The following is a 24,923-nucleotide window of genomic DNA, read 5'->3' as shown; positions in this document are numbered from 1 at the left end:
GTCTGTTGTGGGAGGGGCTTTCAGCCCCGATGCTTTTCGCTCAGCAAATCATGAGCCCACACTTCAAGCGTAATGCTTGGTCCCGAAAATCTTATCGCCCGCATCGCCCAACCCCGGCAGGATGTAGCCGACTTCGTTGAGCCGCTCATCCACCGACGCGGTAAACACCTCCACATCCGGGTGCTTCGCCTCCAGCGCCTTCAACCCTTCCGGCGCCGCGACCAGGAACAGCCCCTTGATGCGCTTGCAGCCGGCGTTCTTGAGCAGATCCACCGTCGCGATCAGGCTGCCGCCGGTGGCGAGCATCGGATCGAGAATCAGCGCGGTGCGCTCGTCCATGCGTCCGGTGAGTTTTTCGTAGTAGCCGACCGGCTGCAGCGTCTGTTCGTCGCGCTGCAGGCCGACCACGCCGACCTTCGCCGCCGGAATCAGTTCCAGCACGCCCGGCAGCATGCCCAGGCCGGCGCGCAGGATCGGCACCAGGGTGACCTTGGCGCCCTTGATCCGGCGGGTGACGACCGGCCCGGCCCAGCCTTCTACCACAGCCTCCTCGGTTTCCAGGTCGGCGGTGGCTTCGTAAGTGAGCAGGGTCGCGACTTCCGAAGCCAGCTCGCGGAACGACTTGGTGCTGTTGTCGGCGCGGCGCATCAGACCGAGTTTGTGTTGGACGAGCGGATGGCGGACTTCGACGATTTTCATTGGGCGGCCTGGGTGCGGGGACGGGCGATTGTTGCCGCAAAGGATTGACGGTTGCGGGGCGGGGCGCAAGCGTGACGGTCCGGCGCCGCGCCGCGTCTGCCGTTGCCCCCTTTGAAAAAGGGGGCGGCGACGCGAAGCGGCGCGGGGGATTTGCTTTTGCTGTTGCTTCTGCGGCGGGGAAAGCAAAAGCAAATCCCCCCTGGCCCCCCTTTTTCAAAGGGGGGAATCCGCTAGGTCGGGATGGTCGGTGCTGACAGTTCAGTCGGCGGTGGCGTAGAGATTATCGCCGTCGGCTAAAGCCTGCTCGACGAAGCGCGAGAACTCATGCACCTGAGTGGGATCGGTGAACTTGCCCCTGATCCGTGTCAGCTCCGCTTGCAAGCGAGGCAGCTCGCCGAGCAACAAAACCGTATCGGCGTAGTAGTCGTGCAACTTGTGCAGCAGCGGATACTCGCCGCGCGGCTGCGCCCGGGCCAGCAACTGCGAATGCAGCATCTCGTCGATGGCGAACATCTTGCGCGAGGTGTGGATCTCGCGCTCGTGGCGGGCCTGGATCAGATCGAGCGCCATGAGCGGAGCAGGCCGCGCAAGCCCGGCCGCGTCATCGCCGCGGCCGGCCTGCGCATCGGCTTCAGGCCGTCCGCACGTACTGAATCTCGACCCCATCGCTGCCGCCGATCGCCGCGCGCAGCACGGTGATCAGCGAGCCGGCGTTGAGATGATCGATCTCGATCATGTCGACCACGGCGTGGTCGATCCAATAGTCCTGGTCCTTGCTGCCTTCTTCTTCCAGCGCGGCCACCAGGATCTGCAGCTCTTCTTCACTGATCTCGCCGATGTCGGCGCCGGTTTCCTTGTTCGACAAACGGATCATTCCATGGGCTCCTTTGGAGCAGCAGTGAGTGAAGCAGAGTGAGGAGTAAGTAAGAGCGAGAAGCGGCTTTCGCTCACTCCCCGCTCCTCTCCACTCACTCCCAAAGGCCGTCAGGCCGCCGCGGCCTGCTGCGCGCGCGGGCCTTCGCGCAGGGCGCGGCCGACCATCGATACCAGCAGCTCCAGCTCGTCGCTGCCGATGGTGAAGTTCGGGGTGAAACGCAGCGAGTTGACGCCGCCGTGGATCACGCCGATGCCGCGCTCGCGCAACCACTCTTCCGTCGAACCGGCGCCGAAGCACTTGAACTGCGGGGCGAGTTCGCACGAGAACAGCAGGCCGGTGCCCTGGACCTTGGTGATCAGGCCGCCCAGCTCGCTCTTGAGCTTCTCCAGCTTGGCGATGGCCTCGGCGCCGCGCGCGCGGATGTTGGCGCGCAGTTCCGGGGTGACGTGTTCGAGCACGGCGACGGCGACGTCGAGCGCGCGCGGGTTGCTGGTCATGGTGTTGCCGTACAGGCCCTTGCGGTATAGCGAGGCGGCGCGATCGCCGACGGCGAGCACCGACAACGGGTACTGGCCGGCGTTGAGGGCCTTGGAATAGGTCTCCATGTCCGGCGCGTCCAGGCCTTCGAAGCCCGGGTAATCGATGATCGACAGCACGCCGTGGGCGCGCAGGCCGGCCTGGATCGAATCGACCAGCAGCAGCGAGCCGTGGTTGCGGGTGAGTTCGCGCGCGGCGGCATAGAACGCCGGCGGCACGCCGCGGCCCGGGTCGCCTTCGCCCATCACCGGTTCCAGGAACATCGCTTCGATGAACCAGTGGTTGGCTTCGGCATCGCTGAAGATTTTCTTCAGCGCGTCGATGTCGTACGGCTCGACCGTGAGCACCGAATCCTCGCCGCGGTAGCTGGCCAGGTGCTGGCTGTAGGCCTTGCGCGAGGAATCCGAGTACAGCGCCGGGCGCTCGGTGCGGCCGTGGAAGCTGCCCTTGACCACCACGCGCTTGATCGCGCGGCCGGCGTGCCTGGCGCCCGGGTCGGTCATCAGCTTGCTGTTGACGTCGGCGATGCGCGCGGCCAGCGAGACCGATTCGGAACCCGAATTCAGGCAGAAGAAGCGCTCGTACGGACAGCCGTCGCGGTTCACGCCGATGGCCGCGCGCAGGGCGCGCTCGAAGCGCAGCTGCGACAGCGACGGAGTCATGATGTTGGCCATCACCTGCGGCTTGGCCATCGCCGCGATCACCGCCGAGGGCGTGTGGCCGAAGCCGAGCATGCCGTAGCCGCCGGAGTCGTGCAGCACCGCGCCCTTGAGGGTGATCACCCAGGGGCCGCGCGCGGCCAGGGCGATGTACGGGTTGACGCCGTCGTCGGGATAGAAATTGACGTAGCCCTGCTGGACGGCGTCGATCTGCGCGTCTTCGTCCAGGTCGAGCAGGTCGGCGTGCAGATCGCGCACCAGCGCGTACTCGGCGGCGGCGGCGGCGATGGCTTCGCCCAGATCGGGATGGGTGACGGCGAAGCGGGCGACGGTGTCGTCGTCCAGGCCGACGGTGCGGCGCTTGCCGGCGTGCGCGCGCAGCGGCGCGAGTTGGCTGAGCAAATTGGTCATCTCGATCTCCAGAAGGTCGTCGGCGTCGTGCCGTGTGTTGCGTGGGAGACCGGTCCGCCTTCATGGCTGGACGCTCGCGGTTGCAGCAGCCCCCAAGCTGCCAAGCGCCATCTCTCACATCGAACGAAGAGGACCAGGACGCAGTCCCCGCGTAACTCGTTGAAACCCCGAAACATCGCGCAAAATTTTTGCGTAAGGCCCCAGCCTTTTGACGATTTTTCGTTTCATTTCAATGATTTATGTGAGTCTATCATGTCCTTGGTTCGCCGATAACCCCCTGCGTACGGAGGTTCGCACGGGCCGCCCGGGCCGCGTTTCGTGCCGCTGGTGACGCTTGTCACCGGCGATGAATGTCTTCGTGCACTGACGCGGAACGATCGCGAAACCGACAGTGGCCGCACCTTCCGGCAAGCGCGTGGGGTTCGGCCATGAATGCGATCCATCCCTTTCATCGCGTCGTCGCCGCGGCCGCGCGGCAGCCGGGTCCGGGCGACGTCCCGGCCGCCAAGGCGGCGCGTCCGGCGCATGGCCGCGCCGGCGGCGCGCCGCCGCGTCGTTCGCAATACCAGCCCATTTTCCCAGGCCTGCGCCGGCAAGAGCGCGCCGGCCCGCAGCGCAGCCTGTGACCGACGGCTGCCGCAGGCGTACCTTTTCATGGAGATCCGTATGCATTCGATGACATCGGCCAGGTTCGGCCAGATCCGAACCCAGCGCCGCACCGCGCTGAGCGTCGGCCTGCTGCTGGGCCTGCTCGCCAGCGCCGCGGCCTTCGCCGCGCAGCCGCCCACCGCCGCCGCGCAGACGCCGGCCCCGGCCGCCGCCCCCGCCGATCCGTCCGCGAGCGCGCCGTCGCTGCAGTTCGCGATCCGCCAGGTGCGCGTGTTCGACGGCGAGCGCGTGCTGCCGTCGGCGACGGTGCTGGTGCGCGACGGCCTGATCGCCGAGGTCGGCGCGAAGGTGAAGGTGCCCGACGGCGTGCCGGTGCTCGACGGCGCCGGCCAGACCCTGCTGCCGGGACTGATCGACTCGCACGTGCACAGTTGGGGCGACGCCCGCGGCGACGCGCTGCGCTTCGGCGTGACCACCGAACTGGACATGTTCACCGACCACCATCTGCTGGCGACGGCCAAGAGCGAACGCGAAAGCCGCGCCAAGACCACGCAGGCCGATCTGTGGTCGGCCGGCACCCTGGTCACGGCCAAGGGCGGCCACGGCACCGAATACGGTTTCGCGATCCCGACCCTGGACGATCCCGCCCAGGCCCAGGCCTTCGTCGATGCGCGCATCGACGAAGGTTCGGACTACATCAAGCTGGTGCTGGAGCAGTCGCGCGATGCCCACGGCAAGGCGCGCATGGCGACGCTGAGCGAACCGGCGCTGCGCGCGGCGATCCAGGCAGCGCATGCGCGCAAGCGCCTGGCGGTGGTGCATGTGTCGCTGGAAGAAGAGGCCGCGCTGGCGATCGATGCCGGCGCCGACGGCCTGGTTCACGTCAACGGCGATCGCATCGACGATCCCAAGCTGATCGCCGAGATCAAGCGCCACCGGGCCTTCGTGGTGCCGACGCTGACCGTGATGGCTTCGGTCGCCGGCAGCGGCGAAGGCGCGCGCCTCGCCGCCGATCCGCGCGTGGCGCCGTGGCTGCAGCCGCCGCAGAAAACCATGTTGGACAACGGCTTCAAGGCGGGCGCGGGCGTCGCCGACCGGCTCAGGAATTCGATGGAGAACGTGCGCGCGCTGCATGCCGCCGGCGTCCCGCTGCTGGCCGGCACCGACGCCGGCAACCCCGGCACCGCGCACGGCGCCAGCGAACACAACGAACTCGATCTGCTGGTGCGCGCCGGCCTGAGCCCGGTCGAAGCCCTGCGCGCGGCGACCTCGGTGCCGGCGCGCAGCTTCAAGCTCGACGATCGCGGCCGCATCGCGCCGGGCCTGCGCGCGGACCTGCTGCTGGTCGATGGCGATCCGACCACCGACATCACCGCGACCCGCGCCGTCCGCGCGATCTGGAAGAACGGCTATTCGATCGCGCGCGCGGTCGGCGCCGGCCTGCCGCAGGTCAAGCCGGGCCCGGTGGCCTTGTTCAAGGACGGCAAGCCCGGGCCGAGCTGGATGGCGTCCAACGACGCCTACCTGGGCGGCAAGTCCAGCGCGCGCCTGCTGGCCGGGCAGGGCGAGGGCGGTTCGGTTCCGCTCGCGGCCCAGGGCGAGATCGCGGCCGGCGCGGCGCAGCCCTGGGGCGGGCTGATGTTCATTCCCGGCTCGGTGCCGCTGGGCGCGGCCGACGCGCGGGCTGTGCATGAATTGAGTTTTCGCGTGCGCGGGCAGGCACGCAGCCTGACCCTGCTGGTGTTCTCCGGCGCCGACATGAGCGGCCAGCCGGGCCTGCAGATCATTCAAAACACCGCGCAATGGCAGCAAGTACGCGTGCCGCTGGCGAGCATGCCCAATGTCGATCTGAGCCGTTTGCGCGCCATCGCCTTGAGCGCGAGCGGTGAGCCGGGGCCGTTCTCATTCGAGATCGAGGCCTTCGAACTCCGCTAAAGTCCGCATCGATCGTGGCACGGGGGTGCCTGAATCATTCAGATCCACACGTGGGCCACGCCTCGATTCCACACCTACAGGTGAAGACGTGGCTGCAATACCCGCCGTACATGCATTGATCAAGGCCCGCTTCGGCGGGGCGCGATCGAACTTCAGGACTCCGACCATGCGCCTGCCCGGACCGCCGCTGGACACCCACGACAACCTGCTCGGTTGGCATCTGGCGTCGCTGCTGTATCTGAGCTTCGTCTTCATCCCGCTGTTTTCCTGGCCGGCGCCGTGGTGGATCTTCGTGCTGGCGACCTGCTCGGTGCTGGTGTTCCTGCCGATGTACTGGGCGTTCTACCGCGGCGGCGCCAAGTTGCGGCTGTGGCTGGTGCTGGCGGTGGCGGCGGTGGGATTCGCGACGGTGCCGTTCGGCATCGGTGGCGGCACTTATCTGATCTTCGCCGCCGGCATGATCGCCAGCTTCCTGCCGCTGCGCCGCGGCATCGCCCTGGCGATCGGCCTGTTCGCGATCTTCGGGGTCGAGTCGATCATGACCCTGCCGGCGGTAGGCATGCCGGTGTTCAGCGTGATGATCCATCTGCTGGTCGGCTCCATCGTGTTCACCGGCGTGCTGGCCGCGCGCTCGCGCGAGCGCCGCAACGCCGAGTTGCGCCTGACCCAGGAAGAAGTGCGGCGCCTGGCCAGCCTGGCCGAACGCGAACGCATCGGCCGCGACCTGCACGATCTGCTCGGCCACACGCTGTCGGTGGTGGTGCTCAAATCGCAGTTGGCCGCGCGCTTGCTGGAACACGACAAGAACGCCGCGCAGGATCAGATCTGCGAAGTCGAACGGGTCGCGCGCGAAGCGCTCACGCAAGTGCGCGAAGCCGTCGCCGGCATCCGCGCCAACGGCCTGCAGGCCGAACTGGCGGCGGCGCGGCTGGCGCTGCTGGGCGGCGAAATCAGCCTGGACCACAAGCTCGCGCCGGTGGACATCCCGCTCAACGTCGAAGCGGTGCTGGCGCTGGCCTTGCGCGAATCGGTGACCAACGTGCTGCGTCACGCGCGGGCGCGCCGGGTCGATGTCGAACTGACCCAGGACGCGCGCGGCGGCATCGTGCTGCTGATCGCCGACGACGGCCGCGGCGGCGTATCCGGCGAAGGCCACGGCCTGACCGGCATGCGCGAACGCCTGCGCTCGGTCGGCGGCATGCTCGAAATCGAAAGTCCGAACGGCGCAGGCACCCGCCTGAGTCTGCTGGTGTCGCGCGAGGCGCTGGCCGCCGCGCGGCGTTTGCCGGCGCCCGCCGCCACTCTCCCCGGGGCCGCGCGCGAGCCGGCCCTGCTCGAACGAGGTACCGCATGATCCGTCTGTTGCTCGCTGAAGATCAGGCCCTGGTGCGCGGCGCGCTGGCCGCGTTGCTGAACCTGGAACCCGACATCGAAGTCGTCGCCGAAGCCGGCGACGGCGCGCAGGCCTGGGAGGCGGTCAAACGCATCCAGCCCGATATGGTGGTGACCGATATCGAGATGCCGGGCATGACCGGCATCGATCTGGCGATGCGGGTGCGCGATTCGGGCATGCCGACGCGGGTGGTGATCGTCACCACCTTCGGCCGCGCCGGGTATCTGCGCCGGGCGATGGACGCGGGCGTGCGCGGTTATCTGCTCAAGGACGCGCCGGCCGGGCAATTGGCCGAGGCGCTGCGGCAGGTGCATCGCGGCGGCCGGGCGATCGACCCGCAGCTGGCGGTGGCGGCGTGGAGCGACGAAGACCCGCTGACCGAGCGCGAGCGGCAGGTGCTGCGCCTGGCCGGCGAGGGGCTGTCCACGGCCGAGATCGGCGAGCGCCTGCATCTGAGCCAGGGCACGGTGCGCAATTATCTGTCCGAGGCGATCGGCAAGCTCGACAGCAGCAATCGGATCGAGGCGTATCGGCGGGCCCGGCAGAATGGGTGGTTGTAGGAAGAACAAAAGCTAAGAGCGAATCCCCCCTGGCCCCCCTTTTTCAAAGGGGGGAACCCGCTTTGATGGGGGCGCAGGGGCAAAACGGTCGCCAGTTTCTCCGAACCCCGCTTTTGCTGTTCCCCCCTTTGAAAAAGGGGGGCAGGGGGGATTTGCTCTTACGCCCCAAGACAACTTTTGGCGATCCACCCCAACACCCGGATAATGGCCGCCTTCCCCGAGACCGAATCCGGCGCCCGTCGCCGTCGTGTCCCGCCCGCGTCCTTCGGTTTTAGCCGGTTTCCGACCGCTTCGGCCGCTGCGGCGCTTCGCGCTCAATCTCTCCGGTTTCCTTGAAAAAGTCCGATTTCCATTACGAACTCCCCCCCGAACTGATCGCCCAGGCGCCGCTGGCGCAGCGCTCGGCCAGCCGCCTGCTTGTCGTGCCGCCGCTACCGGCCGCGCGCGAGGACCGGGTCTTCAGCGACCTGCCGCAGATGCTGCAGCCCGGCGACCTGCTGGTGTTCAACGACACCCGGGTCATCCCGGCGCGCCTGTTCGGCCAGAAAAGCACCGGCGGACGGGTCGAAATCCTGATCGAGCGCCTGCTCGGCGGCAGCGAAGCGCGGGCCCAGCTCGGCGTGAGCAAGTCGCCAAAGGAAGGCGCGCGCATCGCCCTGGACGCCGGCGGCGAAGCCGAAGTGCTCGGCCGCGAGGGCGAGTTCTACCGCCTGCGCTTCCACGTGCCCGAGTCGCTGGAGCAATGGCTGCTGCACGCCGGACGCCTGCCGCTGCCGCCGTACATCCAGCGCGAACCCGGGCACGACGACGCCGAGCGCTACCAGACCGTGTTCGCGCGCGAAGTCGGCGCGGTCGCGGCGCCGACCGCCGGCCTGCATTTCGACGAAGAACTGCTGGAGCGGCTGCGCGAACGCGGCGTGCAATTCGGCCACGTGACCCTGCACGTGGGCGCCGGCACCTTCCAGCCGGTGCGCGCGGACCATCTCGATCAGCACGTGATGCACAGCGAGTGGCTCAACGTCGGCGCCGGCCTGGTCGAACAGATCCGCCGCACCCGCGCCGCCGGCGGCCGCGTGATCGCGGTCGGCACGACCGTGGTGCGCGCGCTGGAAAGCGCGATCCGCCTCAACCGCGACGCCGACGGCGAACTGCGTCCGTTCGCCGGCGAAACCCGCTTGTTCATCCTGCCGGGTTATCAGATCCGTTCGGTCGATGCGCTGATCACCAACTTCCATCTGCCCGAAAGCACGCTGCTGATGCTGGTGTCGGCGTTCGCCGGCAAGGAGCAGGTGTTTTCCGCCTACGAACACGCGATCGCCGAGCGTTACCGGTTCTTCTCGTATGGCGATGCGATGCTGCTGTGGCCGCAGGCGTCGTGATGCGCTCGTCCGGCCGCGCGCGCGGCGAGCCGCGTTGTCCTCTTTCGAATCATCGCGGCACTGCGTCCGCTTACTCCGGAGCAAGCGCATGAGCCGCATGTCCTTCCAACTGCTGGGTAACGACGGCGCCGCGCGCCGCGGCCGGCTGACGTTTCCGCGCGGCACGGTCGAAACCCCGGCGTTCATGCCGGTGGGCACCTACGGCTCGGTCAAGGGCATCATGCCCGAGCACGTCGCCGAACTCGGCGCGCAGATCATTCTCGGCAACACCTTCCATCTGTATCTGCGTCCGGGCCTGGACGTGATCGGCGATCACGGCGGCCTGCACGGCTTCGCCCGCTGGAACGGGCCGATCCTGACCGACTCCGGCGGTTTCCAGGTGTTCTCGCTGGCGCACCGGCGCAAGATCACCGAGCAGGGCGTGACCTTCGCCTCGCCTGTGGACGGCAGCAAGGTGTTCCTCGGGCCGGAGGAGAGCATGAACATCCAGCGGGTGCTCGACTCGGACATCGTGATGATCTTCGACGAATGCACGCCGTATCCGGCGACCATCGATGTCGCGCGCAAGTCGATGGAACTGAGCCTGCGCTGGGCCGAGCGCTCCAGGCGCGCGCACGAAGGCAACGACGCGGCCTTGTTCGGCATCGTCCAGGGCGGCGTGCATCACGACCTGCGCACGCGCTCGGCCGAAGCCTTGCGAGCGCTGGACTTCGACGGCTACGCGGTCGGCGGCCTGGCGGTCGGCGAGCCGGAGGAAGAACGCAACGCCATGCTCGAACACACCTGCCCGCAGTTGCCGGAAGACCGTCCGCGCTATCTGATGGGCGTGGGGCGGCCGGAGGATCTGGTCGAATCGGTCGCGCGCGGCGTGGACATGTTCGACTGCGTGATGCCGACCCGTAACGCCCGCAACGGCCACTACTTCACCGCTCAGGGCACGGTGCGCGTGCGCAACGCCAAGTACGAGCGCGATCTGCGCCCGATCGAGGAAGGCTGCGACTGCTACGCCTGCCGCAACGGTTTCAGCCGCGCCTACCTGCGCCACCTGGACCGCTGCAACGAAATGCTCGGGCCGATGTTGGGCACCTTGCACAACCTGCGCTACTACCAGCGCCTGATGGCGCAGATGCGCGCCGCGATCGAGCAGGGAACCTTTACCGCCTTCCGCGAGTCTTTCTACGCCGCACGCCAGTAGAAAGCCGTTCGCCCGCATGAAGAAAGTCGTTCGCCCGCGTAAGCGGGCGAACTCTCCGTCCCCCTCTCCCGTTCACGGGAGAGGGCAGGGGTGAGGGCCCGCCCCGCCGTTTCCTGATCCCGGCCCCTCCCGGCCCGGCCCAGGAATCGCGGACAGCCCCCAACGGCCGACCAACCGCATCCGGCCCGCCCGGACAGCGGGGAACCCATTCGAAAGCGTGCGCCGCGGCCCATTTCGGCCCCGGCCGTGGCCCCAACCCAGCCGTGGCATAATCCCCGGCTATTTTTCGTTTCAGGACATTCAGATGAATCTGCTCGACCTTCTGATCAGCCCCGCTTACGCCCAAGGCGCCGGCAGCGTTCCGACTCCGGCTCCGGGCGGCCTCTTCGGCGGCGGCTTCGGCGGCCTGGTCCTGCCGCTGGTGCTGATCGCCGTCATGTACTTCCTGATCTTCCGCCCGCAGATGAAGCGCGCCAAGGAACACCGCGGCATGCTCGAGAAGCTGTCCAAGGGCGACGAAGTGCTGACCAACGGCGGCATCGCCGGCACCGTCACCGATATCGGCGAAAACTTCATCACCGTGGAAATCGCCGCCAACGTGCGCATCCGCGTGCAGAAGGGCGCGATCGCCAACGTTCTGCCCAAGGGCACCTTGAAGTCGGCCTGAGCCGACGCCACGCCATCTTCAAACGCGGCGGCCGGGGAGGTCGCCGCAGGGGTTCTCGATGCTGACCTTTCCGCGCTGGAAATACTTCGCCATTCTGGTCGTGCTGATCATCAGCGTGATCTACGCGCTGCCTAACGCCTATCCGCAAGATCCGTCGGTGCAGATCACCGCGGCGCGCACCGGCGGCACCGCGATCGACGCGGCGCTGGCCAAGAAGGTGGACGGCATCCTGGCCGGAGCCAAGATCCCCTCCAAGTCGATCAAGGTCGAAGACGGCAACCTGATGGTGCGGCTCAACGACACCGATCAGCAGACGAAGGCCTCCGACTTGCTGCGCCCGCAACTGGGCAGCGACTACGTGGTCGCGCTGAGCCTGGCGCCGACCGTGCCGAACTGGCTGGCCTCGCTCGGCGCCAAGCCGATGCCGCGCGGCCTGGACTTGCAGGGCGGCGTGCACTTCGTGATGCAGGTCGATCAGGCCGCCGCGCTGGACAAGCGCCTGGAAGCCTATGTGGAAGACGTGCGCGCGACCTTGCGCGACAACTCGGTGCCCTACACCTCGGTCGTGCGCCGCGGCAACGAAGCCATCGTCACCACGCTGGCCGTCAACGCCGACGCCGACAAGGCGCAGAAGCAACTGCGCATCGCCTTCCCGACCCTGACCCAGAATCTCGACGCGCGCACCCTGACCCTGGAAGTGCCGCAGTCGGAGCTGCAGCGCATCTCGCTGGAAGCGATCGAACAGAACCTCACCACCCTGCGCAACCGCATCAACGCCTTCGGCGTGGCCGAGCCGGTGATCCAGCGCCAGGGCACCGACCGCATCGTGATCCAGCTGCCGGGCCTGCAGGACACCGCCGAAGCCAAGCGCCAGATCGGCGCCACCGCCACCTTGGAATTCCGCGCCGGCGTGGGCGACCGCGCCGCCGCCGCGGCCGCGGTGCGCGACCACAACGTTCCGCCGGAAGCGCGCGTTTACTACGACCAGAACAAGCAGCCGGTGCTGCTGTCCAAGCGCCTGCTCGTTTCCGGCGATCAGCTGATCAACGCCGTGCCGGGCACCGACTCGCGCACCGGCCAGCCGCAGGTGAGCATCACGCTCAACGCCATCGGCGGCCAGCGCATGCTCAACCACACCCTGGAAAACGTCGGCAAGCCGCTGGGCATCGTCTACGTCGAACAGGTGCCGATCACCCAGATCGTGGACGGCAAGGAAGTGCGCACCACCCGCACCGAAGAGCGCGTGATCAGCAACTCGACCATCCAGGGCGTGTTCGGCAAGGAATTCCAGACCACCGGCCTGACCCGCGAAGAGTCCACCAGCCTGGCCAAGCAGCTCAAGTCCGGCGCGCTGGCCGCGCCGATGACCTTCGTCGAAGAGCGCGTGGTCGGCCCGAGCCTGGGCGCGGACAACGTCAAGCGCGGCACCACCGCGGTGATGTTCTCCTTCATCTTCGCGCTGACCTTCTTCCTGATCTATTACCGCATGTTCGGCCTGATCACCTGTCTGGCCCTGCTGCTCAACCTGCTGATGGTGATCGCGGTGATGTCGCTGCCCTTCGTCGGCGCGACCATGAGCTTGCCCGGCTTCGCCGGCCTGGCCTTGTCGGTCGGCATGTCGGTGGACGCCAACGTGCTCATCAACGAACGAATAAGAGAAGAGTTGCGCGCCGGGATGCCGCCGCAGTCGGCGATCGCCACCGGTTACGACAAGGCCTCGGGCACCATCTTCGACTCCAACATGACCGCGCTGCTCGCCGGCCTGGCCTTGCTGATGTTCGGCACCGGTCCGCTCAAGGGCTTCGCGATCACCATGATCGTGGGCATCCTGACCTCGGTGTTCACCGCCGTGACCGTGTCGCGCGGCATCGCCACGCTGATCTACGGCAACCGCCGCAAGCTCAAGTCCATCGCGATCTGACGGGAGAACCCAGACATGAAAATTTTCCCGCTGACCCTGCTGCCGAACGACGCCAACATCAACTTCATGAAGATGCGGTGGGTGTCGATCGTCATCGCCGCGATCATCATGTTCGTCGCGATCGGCGCGATGGTGACCCGCAACTTCAACTTCGCCCTGGACTTCACCGGCGGCAATCTGGTCGAGGTGCATCTCGAAAAGCCGGCCAATCTCGATGAGGTGCGCAACCGCCTCGCCGCCGACGGTTACGACAGCGCCCAGGTCCAGACCTACGGCGCCGGCAACGAACTGCTGATCCGCCTGCAGCCGCGCGAAGGCGACAGCACCGCGGCCGCCACCAGCCACGCCGCCGAGTCGGTGATGAAGGCGGTCAGCGTGGGCGGCAACACCGGCAAGGTGCTGCGCAACGAGTTCGTCGGCCCGCAAGTCGGCAAGGAGCTCGCCCTCAACGGCCTGTATGCGCTGATCTTCGTGATCGTGGGCTTCCTGATCTACATCGCCTTCCGCTTCGAATGGAAGTTCGCGGTGGCCGCGATCATCACCACCTTGCACGACGTGATCGTGGTCGCCGGCTGGTTCGCCATCAGCGGCCACGAGTTCGACCTGACCGTGCTGGCCGGCATCCTGTCGGTGATGGGTTACTCGATCAACGACACCATCGTGGTGTTCGACCGCGTCCGCGAGAACTTCCGCTCGATGCGCGCCGACCCGGAAACCGTGCTCAACAAGTCGATCAACCAGACCCTGTCGCGCACGGTGATCACCTCCTTCGTCGCCTTCCTGACCGTGATCGCCCTGTACATCTACGGCGGCGGTTCGCTGCGCGGCATGGCCGAATCGCAGATGCTCGGCATCGTCATCGGCACCTTGTCCTCGATCTTCGTCGCCTGCCCGCTGTTGACCCTGGGCCTGCTGAAGGTCACCAAGCAGGACTTGCTGCCCAAGGCCAAGGACGACGCGGCGCTGGCGCGCCGGCCGTAAGGGTTTTTGGTTTGATGTACGAAAAAGGCCGCGCATGTCGCGGCCTTTTTCGTTTGAGCCAGCGTTCGCGTCGCTGGCGGTTTCGAAGACGCCCTTCCGCATTGCATCATGCGTGCTCGGCATGAATCGAGAGAGCGGCGATGAGCGCAAGCAACCAGCAACAGATCAACGACTGGAACGGTCCTATCGGCGAGCGTTGGCTGACCTATAACGAGTGGCTCGACGAGCGCACCGCCGCCTACGGCCACGCCGCATTCGACGCGGCCGCGATACAGCCCGGCGAGGCGGTGTTGGATATCGGCTGCGGCGCCGGCGCGACCTCGTTCGAACTCGCACGGGCGGTAGGCGCGGGCGGCTCGGTGATCGGCGTGGACGTGTCCGAACCGCTGATCGGTCGCGCGCGCGACCGCGCGCGGCCGCTCGGCCTGCCGGTCGAATTTCGTCTGGCCGATGCCAGCGCGCCGCAGTTTCCGCCGCGAAGCTTCGACCTGTTGTTCTCGCGCTTCGGCGTGATGTTCTTCGACGACCCGGTCGCCGCCTTCACGCAATTGCGCAAGACGCTCAAACCCGGCGGCCGCCTCGCATTTGCGTGCTGGCAAGAACCGGCGAAGAACGATTGGTACGTGCTGCCGTTGAACGCCATCCACGGCATCGTCGAGCAGGCGCCGATCGACACCCAGGCGCCCGGCCCGTTCAATTTCAGCGATCCGCAGCGAGTGCAGCGGATCCTGAGCGAAGCGGGCTTCGGGCAGATCGAACTGCAACCCTTCCAGGCACCGTTCTATTGCGGCCGCAGCGACACCCGCGAAGCCGTGGTCGAGGATGCGCTGGCGCAAGTGTTCCGCGTCGGCCCGGTCTCGCGCCTGCTGGCGGCGCAGAGCGAGGAGATTCAAGAGCGAGCTACCGCGGCGATTCGCGAGGCCTTGGCGGGGGTCGCGACGGAGCAGGGGATCGAGGTAGGCGGCGCGACTTGGGTGGTTACAGCGCGGTCGCCTTGATCTGCGTGTATTGAGTGGCCAGAGGAAGTCGGAATGAAAGGTTTTTCTGTCGGCATCGATTTGGAATCATCAAATAAGCGGCGCGGCCACCGCCAACGACGCGCTCGGAGTTTTTTGGTTCCAGGATCGATAGCTCAGCGGTTAGGTCACCCAATAAAAAACGCCGCGATAATCGCGGCGTTTTTGTGTGCAACGGTTTAAGCGAATCAAGCGCTCAAGAATCAAACACCGCCGCATACCCCGTATTAACAATCCGATTCTGCAACGCATCTGCAATCTTCAGATTCCCCGCGACGATCTGCCGAGGCGGCAACCCGCGGTTGTCCATCGGCCCGGTCGAGCGGCCCTTGAAGTCGGTGACCTTGCCGCCGGCCTCGCGCACCATCAGCACGCCCGCCGCCACGTCCCAGGGCTTGAGTCCCGCTTCGAAGTAGGCGTCGGCGCGGCCGCAGGCGACGTAGGCCAGGTCGAGCGCGGCCGAGCCGGTGCGGCGGACGTCTTCGGCGTCCACCAGCAGGTTGTCCAGGCACTTGAGGTGGGCGCTGGCGCGGGCGCGTTCGCGCGGCGGGAAGCCGGTGATGAGCATGGCGCCGGTCAAATCCTTGCGCTCGGCGATACGCACGCGCTTTTCGTTGAGCTGGGTGCCGCTGCCGCGACTGGTGGTGAACAGGTCGTTGCGCAGGGGATCGAAGATCACGCCGTGGGTCGGTTCGCCGTTTTCGCACAAGGCGATGGACACGCAGAAGTGCGGGATGCCGTGCAGGTAGTTGCTGGTGCCGTCGAGCGGGTCGATCACCCAGGTGAAACGGGCCTGGCCGAGCGGGCCGCTTTCTTCGCCGAGGATGGCGTAGTCGGGCGTGGCGCGGCGGAATTCCTTGATGATTTCGGCTTCGGCCAGGCGATCGACTTCGCTGGCGTAGTCCATGCGGTCCTTCTCGACGATGTTGAGCGCGTCCACGCGGTGCATGTGGCGCAACAGGACGTTGCCGGCGGCTCGGGCGGCTTTGACCATGAGGGTGACGGCGGGTTTCTGCATGGCTTACGGCCTCGAACGGATGAGGTGGAGAAGGACTGACGGGGGTAAAGAGCGGGCCGGCGCCTGTGGCCGGGGCGGGGAGTTTACCATTTGCGCATGAACCACGATCCCCGCGACGAACTCGCCGGCGCCCAGGCGCCCGAAAATGCCAACTCACTTGAGGCAGCCGCGCCCGCCGCCGCCTCCACGCCCACCCCGGCCGAGCCGGTCGATCCGGCCGCCGCCCACACCCGTATCGTCCTGGTCGGCACCCAGCACCCGGGCAACATCGGCTCGGCGGCGCGGGCGATGAAGACCATGGGCCTGTCGCGCTTGGTCCTGGTCGCCCCGGAAAAACCGCTGGACCGCGACGCCTACGCCATGGCCGCCGGCGCCGACGACGTCCTGGAAGCGGCCATCGTCCTGCCCGATCTGGCCGCGGCGGTGGCCGACTGCCACTGGGTCCTGGGCTGCACCGCGCGCAGCCGGCGGATCGCGCTGGAGGAACTGGTGCCGCGCGACGCCGCCGCGCGGGTGGACGCCCGCGCCCGCGGCGGCAGCGAGGTCGCGCTGGTGTTCGGGCGCGAACGCACCGGTCTGGACAACGAAGAATTGCAGTTGTGCCACGCCGCCGTGCACATCCCGGCCAACCCCGACTACAGCTCGCTGAACCTCGGCGCGGCGGTGCAGGTGCTCAGCTACGAGCTGCGCATGGCCGCGTTGGCCGCGACCGCCGCCGGCGGCGCCTTCGAGCGCCTCGATCCGCCGGCCTCGCACGCGCAGTTGGAGGGCTTCTTCAGCCAGCTCGGCGAGGCCCTGGACGCGATCGACTTCCACAAGGGCCGCGCGCCCGAATCGGCCATGCGCAAGTTGCGCCGGCTGTTCCTGCGCGCCGACCTGGACGAGCGCGAGGTGCGCCTGCTGCGCGGCGTGCTGGCCGATGTGGAGCGCATGGCGATGTTGGCCGGGCAGCGCCGCTGAGCGCGTGTGCGTTGGAAGACGCCGGCCGCCGCGAACGCGGCCGGCGAGGGGGCAACGTGGAAAGTATCGGCAAGGCCGCGGTTTCGATTACGCTGCCCTGGCAATCCGGCCAGGTGACGACGATTGATCGCTAGCTCGCGGTGTTTCGGTTGGCTGTTCGGGCTCGCCCTGCTCGGGGTCGGGGGTCCGGCGGGCGCGTCGTCGGCGACGGCCGATGCGCACGGCCGCGCCGAAGGAGGCAGCGACGCCCACGTGCTGGTGCTGGGCCGGATCAGCGACGACCCCAAGGCCCATTACGAGCAGCTCAAGCCGCTGCTGGACTATGTCGTCCCGCGCATGGCCGACGTCGGCATCCGCGAAGGCCGCATCCTGATGGCCAAGGACGTGCAGCAGATGGGCAGCTATCTGCGCCGGGGCCGGGTCGATTGGGTCAGCGAGACCGCCGGCACCGCGATGCTGCTGCATCAGCGCGCCGACGCCCGGTCGATGCTGCTGACCGAGCGCGACGGCGTCAGCCACTACCACAGCGTGTTCTTCGCCCGCCGCGACAGCGGGCTGCGCTCGCTGGACGATCTGAGCGGGCATAACGTCGCCTTCCAGCGCCCGTCCTCGACCAGCGCCTACTTCGTGCCGGCGGCGACCTTGCTCGAACGCGGGCTGAGCCTGGAAATCCTGCTGTCGCCGACCGACCGCATCAACCAGGGCGCGGTCGGCTACCTGTTCGCGCGTTCGGAACTCAACATCTCCACCTGGGTGCACAAGCGTCTGGTCGATGTCGGGGTGATGAGCAACCTGGACTGGAACAACCCACGCCGGGTGCCCGATGCGTTCCGCCGCGATCTGGTCGAGATCGGCCGCAGCGAAGAATATCCGCGCGCGGTGGAAGTGGTGCGCCACGATCTGGACCCGAAAGTCGCCGCGCGTCTGCGCGAGGTGCTGCTCGACGCCGCCGGCGATCCCGATGCAGGCGAAGCCTTGCTGCGTTTCTTCAAGACCACGCGCTTCATGCCGATCGACCCGGCCTCGCAACGCGCGCTCGATCACCTCGCCCTGGGCGTGGCGCGCGTGCGGGCGGAGGTCGAATGAGACTGCGCGCGGGCTTGCAGGCCAAGTTCCTGTCGATCATGGGCCTGGCCTTCCTGGTCGTGGTGGTGTTGATCGCGTTGCTGCTGTACCGGCAGGAGCGGATTCAAAGCGAAGTAGTCGGCGTCAGCCGCGACGCGATGCGCGACAGTTTCGTGGAAAGCCTGCGCCGCCACGGCGAAGGCGAGGTCGCCCAGCTCGCCGGTTCGCTGACCAACCCGGTGTACTACTTCGACCTGGACGCGATCGGCGAGCTCAGCCGCGCGGCCATGACCAACCCCGGCGTGCGCTACGTCATCGTCTACGACAACGAAGGCAACATCGTCCACGACGGCAGCGAGGAAATTCCCAGCTACGGCAAGCGCATGGACGATGCGATGGCGGCGCAGGTCGTCGCCGCGCGCGCCATGCACACGCAGTGGGGCGTGAATACCTTCGACGTGTCGGCGCCGATCAAGATCGGCCAGCAGCGGCTGGGCGGCGTGCGCGTGGGCTACGACCTCAAGGCCATGCGCACCTATCAGGACGGCGCGCTCGACAAACTGCGCCAGCGCCTGGACGCGTTGGGCCGCCTGCAATTGCTGTGGGTGGGACTGCTGAGCGTGGGCCTGCTCGCGCTGGGCGCGCTGATGGTGTGGCTGATCCAGAGCTGGCTGGTCAAGCCGATCCGCGAACTGGCCGACGCCGCGCGCGCGATCGAAGACGGCCAGTTCGGCCAGTTCGATCATGTGCCCGCGGCCGGCGATCACAACGACGAAGTCGGCGATCTGATGCGCGCCTTCGGCCGCATGAGCCAAAGCCTGGCCCGCCACGATCGCGACATCCGCCGCATGGCCTACACCGACGCGCTGACCGGCCTGGCCAACCGGCTGGCGTTTCGCGAATCGCTGGATCAGCGGCTGCTGCATCTGCGCGGCGACGGCGGCCAGCTGGCCTTGCTGTTCGCGGACATCGACGATTTCAAGCGCGTCAACGACACCCTGGGCCACGATGCCGGCGACGAAGTGCTGCTGCAGTTCGCCCGCCGTATCGACGAAACCGTGGGCCGCATCGGCGGCGAACTGGCCTTGCTCGCGCGCTTCGGCGGCGATGAGTTCGTGATCCTGGTCGAGGGCCGCCGCGAGCGCAACGGCGAGGCGCGCACCGTCGCCAGTCATCTGGCCGAGGTGCTGGTGGCCGAACTCGGTCAGCCGATCATGGTGCATGAGCGTCAAGTGTTCCTGGGCACTTCGATCGGCGTGACTCTGTATCCGGAAGACGCTTCCGGCGCGACCGCGCTGATGAAAAACGGCGACATCGCCATGTACCAGGCCAAGGTCGCCGGCAAGAATTGCTATCGCTTCTACAGCCGGGCGATGGATCAGGCGGTGGAGCGCCGCGTGCATCTGGAGCATGAGTTGCGCGGCGCCTGGGATCGCGGCGAACTGAGTCTGGTCTATCAGCCGGTGTTTCGATTGGGCGACGGCAAGATGGTCGGCGCCGAGGCGCTGCTGCGCTGGAAGCATCCCGAACAGGGCTTGATCGCGCCGTCGGTGTTTATCGACGTGGCCGAGCAGAGCGGCCTGATCGAAACCCTGGGCCCGCAAGTGCTGCGCGCGGCCTGCGAGGACGCGGTGAGTTGGCACGACGCGCACCCGGGCAAGGACCCTTTATTCGTCTCGGTCAACGTATCGCCGCGTCAGTTGCGCAGCGGCGACCTGCCCAACGTGGTCGCCGCCTGCCTGCACGAAACCCGATTGCCGGCGCAGCATCTGCATCTGGAGCTGACCGAGACCGCGGTGATCGGCGACGAGACCCACGCCAGCAACCTGCTGTCGCGGCTGCGCGCGAGCGGCGTCAAGGTGTGGCTGGACGACTTCGGCACCGGCTTCTCCGGCCTGAGCCATCTGCGCCGCGTGCCGGTGGACGGCGTCAAGATCGACCGCAGCTTCATCGCCGACGTGTTGCGCGACCCGGACGATCTGGCGCTGACCACCGCGATCATCGCCATGGCGCATTCGCTGGGCATCATCGTGGTCGCCGAAGGCGTGGAGAAGGAAGGGCAGTACGCCGTGCTGCGCGAACGCGGCTGCGATCTGGCGCAGGGGTATTGGCTGGGGCATCCGGTGAACGCGCAGGAGTTTTTGGCGTTGTTGGGGTGATGGTCGGGCGTTGAGATGTAGTTATCCACGCTGTCGTTGCGTCGCATCTTTCCAGACCGTCATTCCCGCGTAGGCGGGAATCCAGAGACTTCAGCGTCATCCTTCCAGGCCGTCATTCCCGCGAACGCGGGAATCCAGCGACTTCAACGTCATCCCACCAGCCCGTCATTCCCGCGAAGGCGGGAATCCAGAGCCTTCAGCGGCATCTTTCCAGACCGTCATTCCCGCGAAAGCGGGAATCCAGCGACTTCAACGTCATCCCACCAGACCGTCATTCCCGCGAACGCGGGAATCCAGAGCCTTCAGCGCCATCCTTCCAGGCCGTCATTCCCGCGAAAGCGGGAATCCAGAGACTTCAGCGTCATCCTTCCAGGCCGTCATTCCCGTGAACGCGGGAATCCAGCGACTTCAAACGTTCTCGCACGAAAGGCCCTGGATTCCCGCCTTCGCGGGAATGACGATTTCGGAAATTCGAAGTGGCGGGCGAGATTCAGAAATTCGAAGTATCGGGTGGGATTCGGAAATTCGAACCGCGGGTGAGATGACGTCACGGCTTCGAAAGCTCAAAGCAACGACAGAGGCAACCCTCACCCCAACTTACCCCGAGCCAACGCAATCCACTCCGCCGCCGCGGTGGCCAGACTGCCGGACAACACCCCGAACACCACCACCGCGATTCCGCCCGCGACCCAGGCGATCGCCATCAGCTTGCCGTCGCGTTCCAGCAGCGCGAACGCGAACAACAGCAGCAAGGCGCCGAACAGGAAATTGGTGAACGGAATCGGCAGCGACAACAGGATGCCGAGCAGCACCAGCAGCAAGCCGGTGAAGGCGTTGGCGGCGCGATGATCCAGCAGCGCCGGCGCGCGCGGGCTGACGAAACGCTCCAGCCGCGTCAGCCACGGCGCGAGCAGATTGCGGAACTTCACCATCGCGCTGCGATGCGGCCCGCGCCGGGCGATGAAGCCCGGCAGCCACGGCTTGCGCAGGCCGATCAGCAATTGCAGGCCCACCAGCACCACCAGCGGGCCGCTGATGGCGCCGCCCACGCCCGGGATCGGGATGAAGGCGGGCAGGGTCGAGACGAACAGCAGCATGCCGAACGAGCGATTGCCCAGGCCGTTGAACACGTCGCCGAACTTGACGACTTCGTCCGGGTCGCCGGCGACGATGGCGTCGAGCAGGGCACGGGTGCCGGCTTCGTGCGGGCGTTCGCGGCGGCGGCGATCGCCGCCGCCGCCGTCGTGGCCCTGGTGCTGCTGCGGATCGGGCCCGCCGCGATCAGCCGCCGACGTCATCGTCGTTGGACTCGGCAGGCTTGAGTTGCTGCTGCTGTTGCCGCTGCAACAGCAACTTGTCGATGCGCGGGCCGTCCAGGTCGATCACCTCGATCCGCCAGCCGGTCCAGGAGAAATGCTCGCCGACGTGCGGAATGCGGCCGAAGTGGGCGATCACCATGCCGGCGACGGTGTGGAAGTCGTGCTCGTCCTCGTTCGGCAGGCGTCCGCCGCCGATGACTTCGCGCAGTTCTTCCAGGCCCAGCGCGCCATCGACCAGGTACGAGCCGTCCTCGCGCTGCACCACCGGGCCGGGCTGATCGTCCGATTCGGTGGTCTGCACGCGGCCGATCACCGCGCCCATCAGGTCGTTGACCGTGATCAGCCCGGTGACGTCGCCGTATTCGTCCACCACCAGCGCCAGCGACTGCTGTTCCTCGCGGAAGATTTCCAGCAGCTTCAGCGCATGGGTGGACTCGGACACGAACAAGGCTTCGGTGAGCTGCGCGAACAGGTCCGGCAGCCGGTCCTCGCCCAGGCTGGCCAGCAGCGACTTGGCTTCGAGCACGCCCAGAACGTCCTGGTCGCCGCCGCGGTACACCGGGAAGCGCGAGAACGGCGATTCGCGCATGGTCGCCAGGTTGTCCTCGATGCTCGCGCCAGCGTCGAGCCAGGTGATGCGGGTGCGCGGCGTCATCAGGCTGTCGGTGGTGCGGTCGCCGAGGCTGAGCACGCGATTCATCATCTTGCGTTCGTCGGCGTCGATCACGCCCTGCTCGTGGCTTTCGCTGACCAACAGCCGAATCTCCTCTTCACTGATCTCGCTGCGCGCATCGTCCTTGATGCCGAGCAGGCGCAGCACCAGGCGGTTGATGGCGCCGAGCGTGGCGACCACCGGCTTGGCGAAACGGGCCAGCCCGGCCAGCACGATCGCCACGGAGCTGGCGATCTTCTCCGGATTGGTCAGCGCCAGCCGCTTGGGAATCAGCTCGCCGAAGATGACCTGCGCGGCGGTGATCAGGCCGACCGCGGTGCCGATGCCGATCGGGCGCGCGTATTCGATCGCGCCGGGGAACACGCCGCCGAGCCAGCCGGCGATGGCCAGGCCGATCGACTCGCCGCCGAAGGTGCCGGTAAGCACGCCGATCAGGGTGATGCCGACCTGCACGGTCGACAGCAGGTTGTCCGGGTGCTCGGCCAGTTGCAGGGCCATGCGCGCGCCGCGGCTGGTCTCGGCCATCTGCTTCAGGCGCAGCTTGCGCGAAGTCATCAGCGCCATCTCCGACATCGCGAAGAAAGCGTTGAGCACGATCAGGGCCAGGACGATCAGTAATTCCAGCATCGGCAGCGCCTCCAGTGGCCTGTGGGTTCACGGAAGCAGCGGGGGCAATGATGGGAAGGGGCCAGCGATGCGTGGCCAGGCGGCGGTTTTGGGTCGTCGTCCATGGTGTGGTGCGGGGAAGGGAAGGGTGGCCGGGCCTGAACAAGCCAAACCGGGCCGGCGCCGATCTTAGCAGGCCGGCGCGGCGGCCCTTCGTGAAAGCCGCCGGCGTGGGCGGAACTGCAAACTCGGGCGGTTCAATGGGGGCGCCCGGATCGCAGGACCGAAGCGCCGAGGTGGGCGGGCGGACATCAAACCGTCATAATCGCGCCCGCAAACCCCGCCCCGGCCCGCCGCGGCGCCCGCCACCGGTCCGGCGCCGCCGTACCGAACCCCGAATCCGCCGAGGCCGGCCCACACCGTCCCTGGCCCAGAGGCTCCCCAGCATGTTCTCCCTGCAGACGATTTTCGGCCAAGGCAACCAGTTCTACACCCTGCTCGAAGAGGCCGCGGTGGCGGCCCACGACAGCACCAAGGCCCTGCACGAAATGCTCAAGGCCGCCGACCGCCAGCCGGCCCTGGACGCGTTCAAGCTGGCCCGCCAGCGCGAGCGCGAGACCTCCGACAAGATCAGCCAGGAGCTGGTCGACAGCTTCATCACCCCGATCGAGCGCGAGGACATCGAAGCGCTGTCCACGGCGCTGTACAAGATCCCCAAGCAGGTCGAGAAGTTCGCCGACCGCTATTCGCTGGCCACCCGCCACCTGGAACAGATCGACTTCGCGCCGCGCGCGGCGATGCTGGAGCAGGCCGCCGGCGTGGTGGTGAAGATGGTCCACCAGCTGCGCCATCTCAAGCTGGAGCCGATGAAGGCGCTCAACGATCAGCTGCGCGCGCTGGAGAACGAGGCCGACCGCCTCATGCTGGAGCTGTACCGCGACATCTATTCCGGCCAACTCGACAACCTGCAGATGTTCCTGCTCAAGGAGTTCTTCGAGATCCTGGAAAAGGCGATCGACCGCTGCCGCGAGGCCGGCGTGGTCGCCTACCAGATCGTCCTGAAAAACTCCTGAGGCGCGCGCGATGCTTACGCTCGTCATCGTGGTAGTGCTGGCCGCGCTGATCTTCGAATACGTCAACGGCTTCCACGACACCGCCAACTCCATCGCCACGGTGGTCGCGACCAAGGTGCTCTCGCCGATGCAGGCGGTGATCCTGGCCGCATCGACCAACCTGATCGGCGCCCTGTGGGGCACGGCGGTGGCCAAGACCATCGCCTCGGGCCTGATCGACGCCGGAGTGGTCGAGGTCGGTTCGCAGCTGATCCTGTGCGCCTTGCTCGGCGGCATCATCTGGAACCTGATCACCTGGTGGCTGGGCCTGCCGTCCTCCTCCTCGCACGCGCTGATCGGCGGCCTGTGCGGCGCGGCGCTGGCCGCGGCCTCCAACAACTGGCACGCGGTGGTGTGGTCGCATCCGGCCGAGCCGATCTGGAAGAGCGCCGGCGTGCTGTGGAAGGTGATCGTGCCGATGTTCACCTCACCCGTGCTGGGCTTCACCGCCGGCTTCCTGGTGATGGGCGTGCTGTTCGCGCTCATCTCGTTCATGGCGCGCAGCGGCGGTTTCCTGCGCCGCGCCGCGCGGCCGCGCTGGGTCAACAGCTTCTTCGGCAAGGCGCAGCTGGTCAGCGCCGCCGGCATGGGCTTCGCCCACGGCATGAACGATGCGCAGAAGACCATGGGCATCATCGCCCTGGCGCTGATGAGCGCGCAGTCGGCCGGAACCCTGGACAACCTGCCGTCGTGGCTGGCCTTCCTGCATCCCTCACCGGGCGCGCTGGCCAACAACGACATCGACCTGTGGATCAAGCTGACCTGCGCCGTGGTCATGGCCGCCGGCACCGCCGCGGGCGGCTGGCGCATCATCAAGACCCTGGGTCACAAGCTGGTCAAGCTGCATCCCATCCACGGCTTCGCCGCCGAGACCAGCGCCGCCTCGGTGATCATGCTGGCCTCGTCGCTGGGCATTCCGGTGTCGACCACCCACAACATCTCGGCCGCGATCATGGGCGTGGGCACGGCCAAGCGCTTTAACTCGATCAAGTGGACCGTGGTCGAGAAGATGATCTGGGCGTGGATACTGACCATCCCGGCGGCCGGCGGCATCGCGTATATCCTGTTCGAGACGATGCGGTTCCTGGGCTGGATCTGAGTCCGGCGAACGGATGCGAAAAGGCCCGCTGATCGCGGGCCTTTTTCGGCTTTTGTGGGAGGGCCTTCAGGCC

22 protein-coding genes are annotated in these 24,923 nt (G+C 67.2%); 15 read left to right on the top strand and 7 right to left on the bottom strand.

What is annotated here, in order from left to right:
* Positions 1-63: 63 nt before the first annotated feature.
* From upp to J7J50_RS09515, 4 genes are all read right to left on the bottom strand, one after another.
* Entirely contained in the window at positions 64-699 is a 636-nt protein-coding gene (gene upp, locus J7J50_RS09530) for a uracil phosphoribosyltransferase (protein ID WP_215057392.1), read from the bottom strand.
* A 258-nt stretch (positions 700-957) separates the two neighbouring features.
* Positions 958-1,269: a hypothetical protein gene (locus tag J7J50_RS09525; protein WP_215057391.1), complete on the bottom strand. Its 312-nt coding sequence runs from the start codon at positions 1,267-1,269 to the stop codon at positions 958-960.
* Positions 1,270-1,330: 61 nt separating this feature from the next.
* Positions 1,331-1,573: a hypothetical protein gene (locus tag J7J50_RS09520; protein ID WP_215057389.1), complete on the bottom strand. Its 243-nt coding sequence runs from the start codon at positions 1,571-1,573 to the stop codon at positions 1,331-1,333.
* 110 nt (positions 1,574-1,683) lie between these two features.
* Positions 1,684-3,183 (bottom strand): aminotransferase class III-fold pyridoxal phosphate-dependent enzyme, encoded by a 1,500-nt coding sequence (locus J7J50_RS09515; protein ID WP_215057387.1) that lies wholly within the window; start codon positions 3,181-3,183, stop codon positions 1,684-1,686.
* 428 nt (positions 3,184-3,611) lie between these two features.
* Between J7J50_RS09515 and J7J50_RS09510 the strand changes: the two genes are divergently transcribed.
* From J7J50_RS09510 to J7J50_RS09465, 10 genes are all read left to right on the top strand, one after another.
* The gene (locus J7J50_RS09510; RefSeq protein ID WP_215057386.1) at positions 3,612-3,809 is read left to right on the top strand and encodes a hypothetical protein; all 198 of its coding nucleotides are present in this window, start codon (positions 3,612-3,614) and stop codon (positions 3,807-3,809) included.
* A 40-nt stretch (positions 3,810-3,849) separates the two neighbouring features.
* Positions 3,850-5,727 (top strand): amidohydrolase family protein, encoded by a 1,878-nt coding sequence (locus J7J50_RS09505; protein WP_215057384.1) that lies wholly within the window; start codon positions 3,850-3,852, stop codon positions 5,725-5,727.
* Positions 5,728-5,893: 166 nt separating this feature from the next.
* A complete protein-coding gene (locus tag J7J50_RS09500; RefSeq protein ID WP_057943649.1) occupies positions 5,894-7,081 on the top strand; it encodes a sensor histidine kinase in 1,188 nt (395 codons plus the stop codon).
* Positions 7,078-7,680, top strand: coding sequence for a response regulator transcription factor (locus J7J50_RS09495; RefSeq protein ID WP_215057382.1), 603 nt, complete (start codon positions 7,078-7,080; stop codon positions 7,678-7,680). The genes J7J50_RS09500 and J7J50_RS09495 overlap by 4 nt, the downstream gene beginning before the upstream one ends.
* A 332-nt stretch (positions 7,681-8,012) precedes the next feature.
* The gene (gene queA / locus J7J50_RS09490; RefSeq protein WP_215057381.1) at positions 8,013-9,059 is read left to right on the top strand and encodes a tRNA preQ1(34) S-adenosylmethionine ribosyltransferase-isomerase QueA; all 1,047 of its coding nucleotides are present in this window, start codon (positions 8,013-8,015) and stop codon (positions 9,057-9,059) included.
* Between the two features lie 88 nt (positions 9,060-9,147).
* Positions 9,148-10,254 (top strand): tRNA guanosine(34) transglycosylase Tgt, encoded by a 1,107-nt coding sequence (tgt, locus tag J7J50_RS09485; RefSeq protein WP_215057379.1) that lies wholly within the window; start codon positions 9,148-9,150, stop codon positions 10,252-10,254.
* 304 nt (positions 10,255-10,558) lie between these two features.
* Complete coding sequence (yajC, locus tag J7J50_RS09480) at positions 10,559-10,921, top strand: preprotein translocase subunit YajC (RefSeq protein WP_215057377.1); 363 nt, start codon at positions 10,559-10,561, stop codon at positions 10,919-10,921.
* Between the two features lie 58 nt (positions 10,922-10,979).
* Positions 10,980-12,842 (top strand): protein translocase subunit SecD, encoded by a 1,863-nt coding sequence (gene secD / locus J7J50_RS09475; RefSeq protein WP_215057375.1) that lies wholly within the window; start codon positions 10,980-10,982, stop codon positions 12,840-12,842.
* A gap of 15 nt (positions 12,843-12,857) precedes the next feature.
* Positions 12,858-13,823 carry a protein translocase subunit SecF gene (gene secF / locus J7J50_RS09470; RefSeq protein WP_215057373.1) on the top strand — a complete coding sequence of 322 codons (966 nt, stop codon included), beginning with the start codon at positions 12,858-12,860 and terminating at the stop codon, positions 13,821-13,823.
* Between the two features lie 140 nt (positions 13,824-13,963).
* Positions 13,964-14,821 carry a class I SAM-dependent methyltransferase gene (locus tag J7J50_RS09465; RefSeq protein ID WP_215057372.1) on the top strand — a complete coding sequence of 286 codons (858 nt, stop codon included), beginning with the start codon at positions 13,964-13,966 and terminating at the stop codon, positions 14,819-14,821.
* A gap of 214 nt (positions 14,822-15,035) precedes the next feature.
* Here the strand turns inward: J7J50_RS09465 and J7J50_RS09460 are convergent, their stop codons facing one another.
* The gene (locus J7J50_RS09460; protein WP_215057371.1) at positions 15,036-15,857 is read right to left on the bottom strand and encodes an inositol monophosphatase family protein; all 822 of its coding nucleotides are present in this window, start codon (positions 15,855-15,857) and stop codon (positions 15,036-15,038) included.
* 96 nt (positions 15,858-15,953) lie between these two features.
* On the opposite strand from J7J50_RS09460, the gene J7J50_RS09455 reads away from it, so the two are divergent.
* The 3 genes from J7J50_RS09455 (at position 15,954) to J7J50_RS09445 (ending at position 20,041) form a co-directional block, all read left to right on the top strand.
* Positions 15,954-16,817 carry an RNA methyltransferase gene (locus J7J50_RS09455; protein WP_215057370.1) on the top strand — a complete coding sequence of 288 codons (864 nt, stop codon included), beginning with the start codon at positions 15,954-15,956 and terminating at the stop codon, positions 16,815-16,817.
* 252 nt (positions 16,818-17,069) lie between these two features.
* Complete coding sequence (locus J7J50_RS09450) at positions 17,070-17,903, top strand: phosphate/phosphite/phosphonate ABC transporter substrate-binding protein (protein ID WP_343222470.1); 834 nt, start codon at positions 17,070-17,072, stop codon at positions 17,901-17,903.
* Entirely contained in the window at positions 17,900-20,041 is a 2,142-nt protein-coding gene (locus J7J50_RS09445) for an EAL domain-containing protein (protein ID WP_215057368.1), read from the top strand. Before J7J50_RS09450 ends, J7J50_RS09445 begins: the two co-directional genes overlap by 4 nt.
* A gap of 587 nt (positions 20,042-20,628) precedes the next feature.
* Here J7J50_RS09445 and J7J50_RS09440 read toward each other — a convergent pair.
* Together J7J50_RS09440 and J7J50_RS09435 are read right to left on the bottom strand one after the other, a co-directional pair.
* Complete coding sequence (locus J7J50_RS09440; protein ID WP_215057366.1) at positions 20,629-21,339, bottom strand: exopolysaccharide biosynthesis protein; 711 nt, start codon at positions 21,337-21,339, stop codon at positions 20,629-20,631.
* Entirely contained in the window at positions 21,323-22,660 is a 1,338-nt protein-coding gene (locus J7J50_RS09435; RefSeq protein WP_215057364.1) for a hemolysin family protein, read from the bottom strand. The genes J7J50_RS09440 and J7J50_RS09435 overlap by 17 nt, the downstream gene beginning before the upstream one ends.
* A gap of 425 nt (positions 22,661-23,085) precedes the next feature.
* On the opposite strand from J7J50_RS09435, the gene J7J50_RS09430 reads away from it, so the two are divergent.
* Positions 23,086-23,712: a DUF47 family protein gene (locus J7J50_RS09430; RefSeq protein WP_215057363.1), complete on the top strand. Its 627-nt coding sequence runs from the start codon at positions 23,086-23,088 to the stop codon at positions 23,710-23,712.
* A gap of 10 nt (positions 23,713-23,722) precedes the next feature.
* Positions 23,723-24,850: an inorganic phosphate transporter gene (locus tag J7J50_RS09425; RefSeq protein WP_215057361.1), complete on the top strand. Its 1,128-nt coding sequence runs from the start codon at positions 23,723-23,725 to the stop codon at positions 24,848-24,850.
* Positions 24,851-24,923: the final 73 nt, after the last annotated feature.

Origin of the sequence: Lysobacter sp. ISL-50, from assembly GCF_018612875.1 — a bacterium.
Lineage (GTDB): Bacteria > Pseudomonadota > Gammaproteobacteria > Xanthomonadales > Xanthomonadaceae > Lysobacter.
Note: the sequence above shows the minus strand (reverse complement) of the source record. Positions and strands in the feature narration are given on the sequence as shown.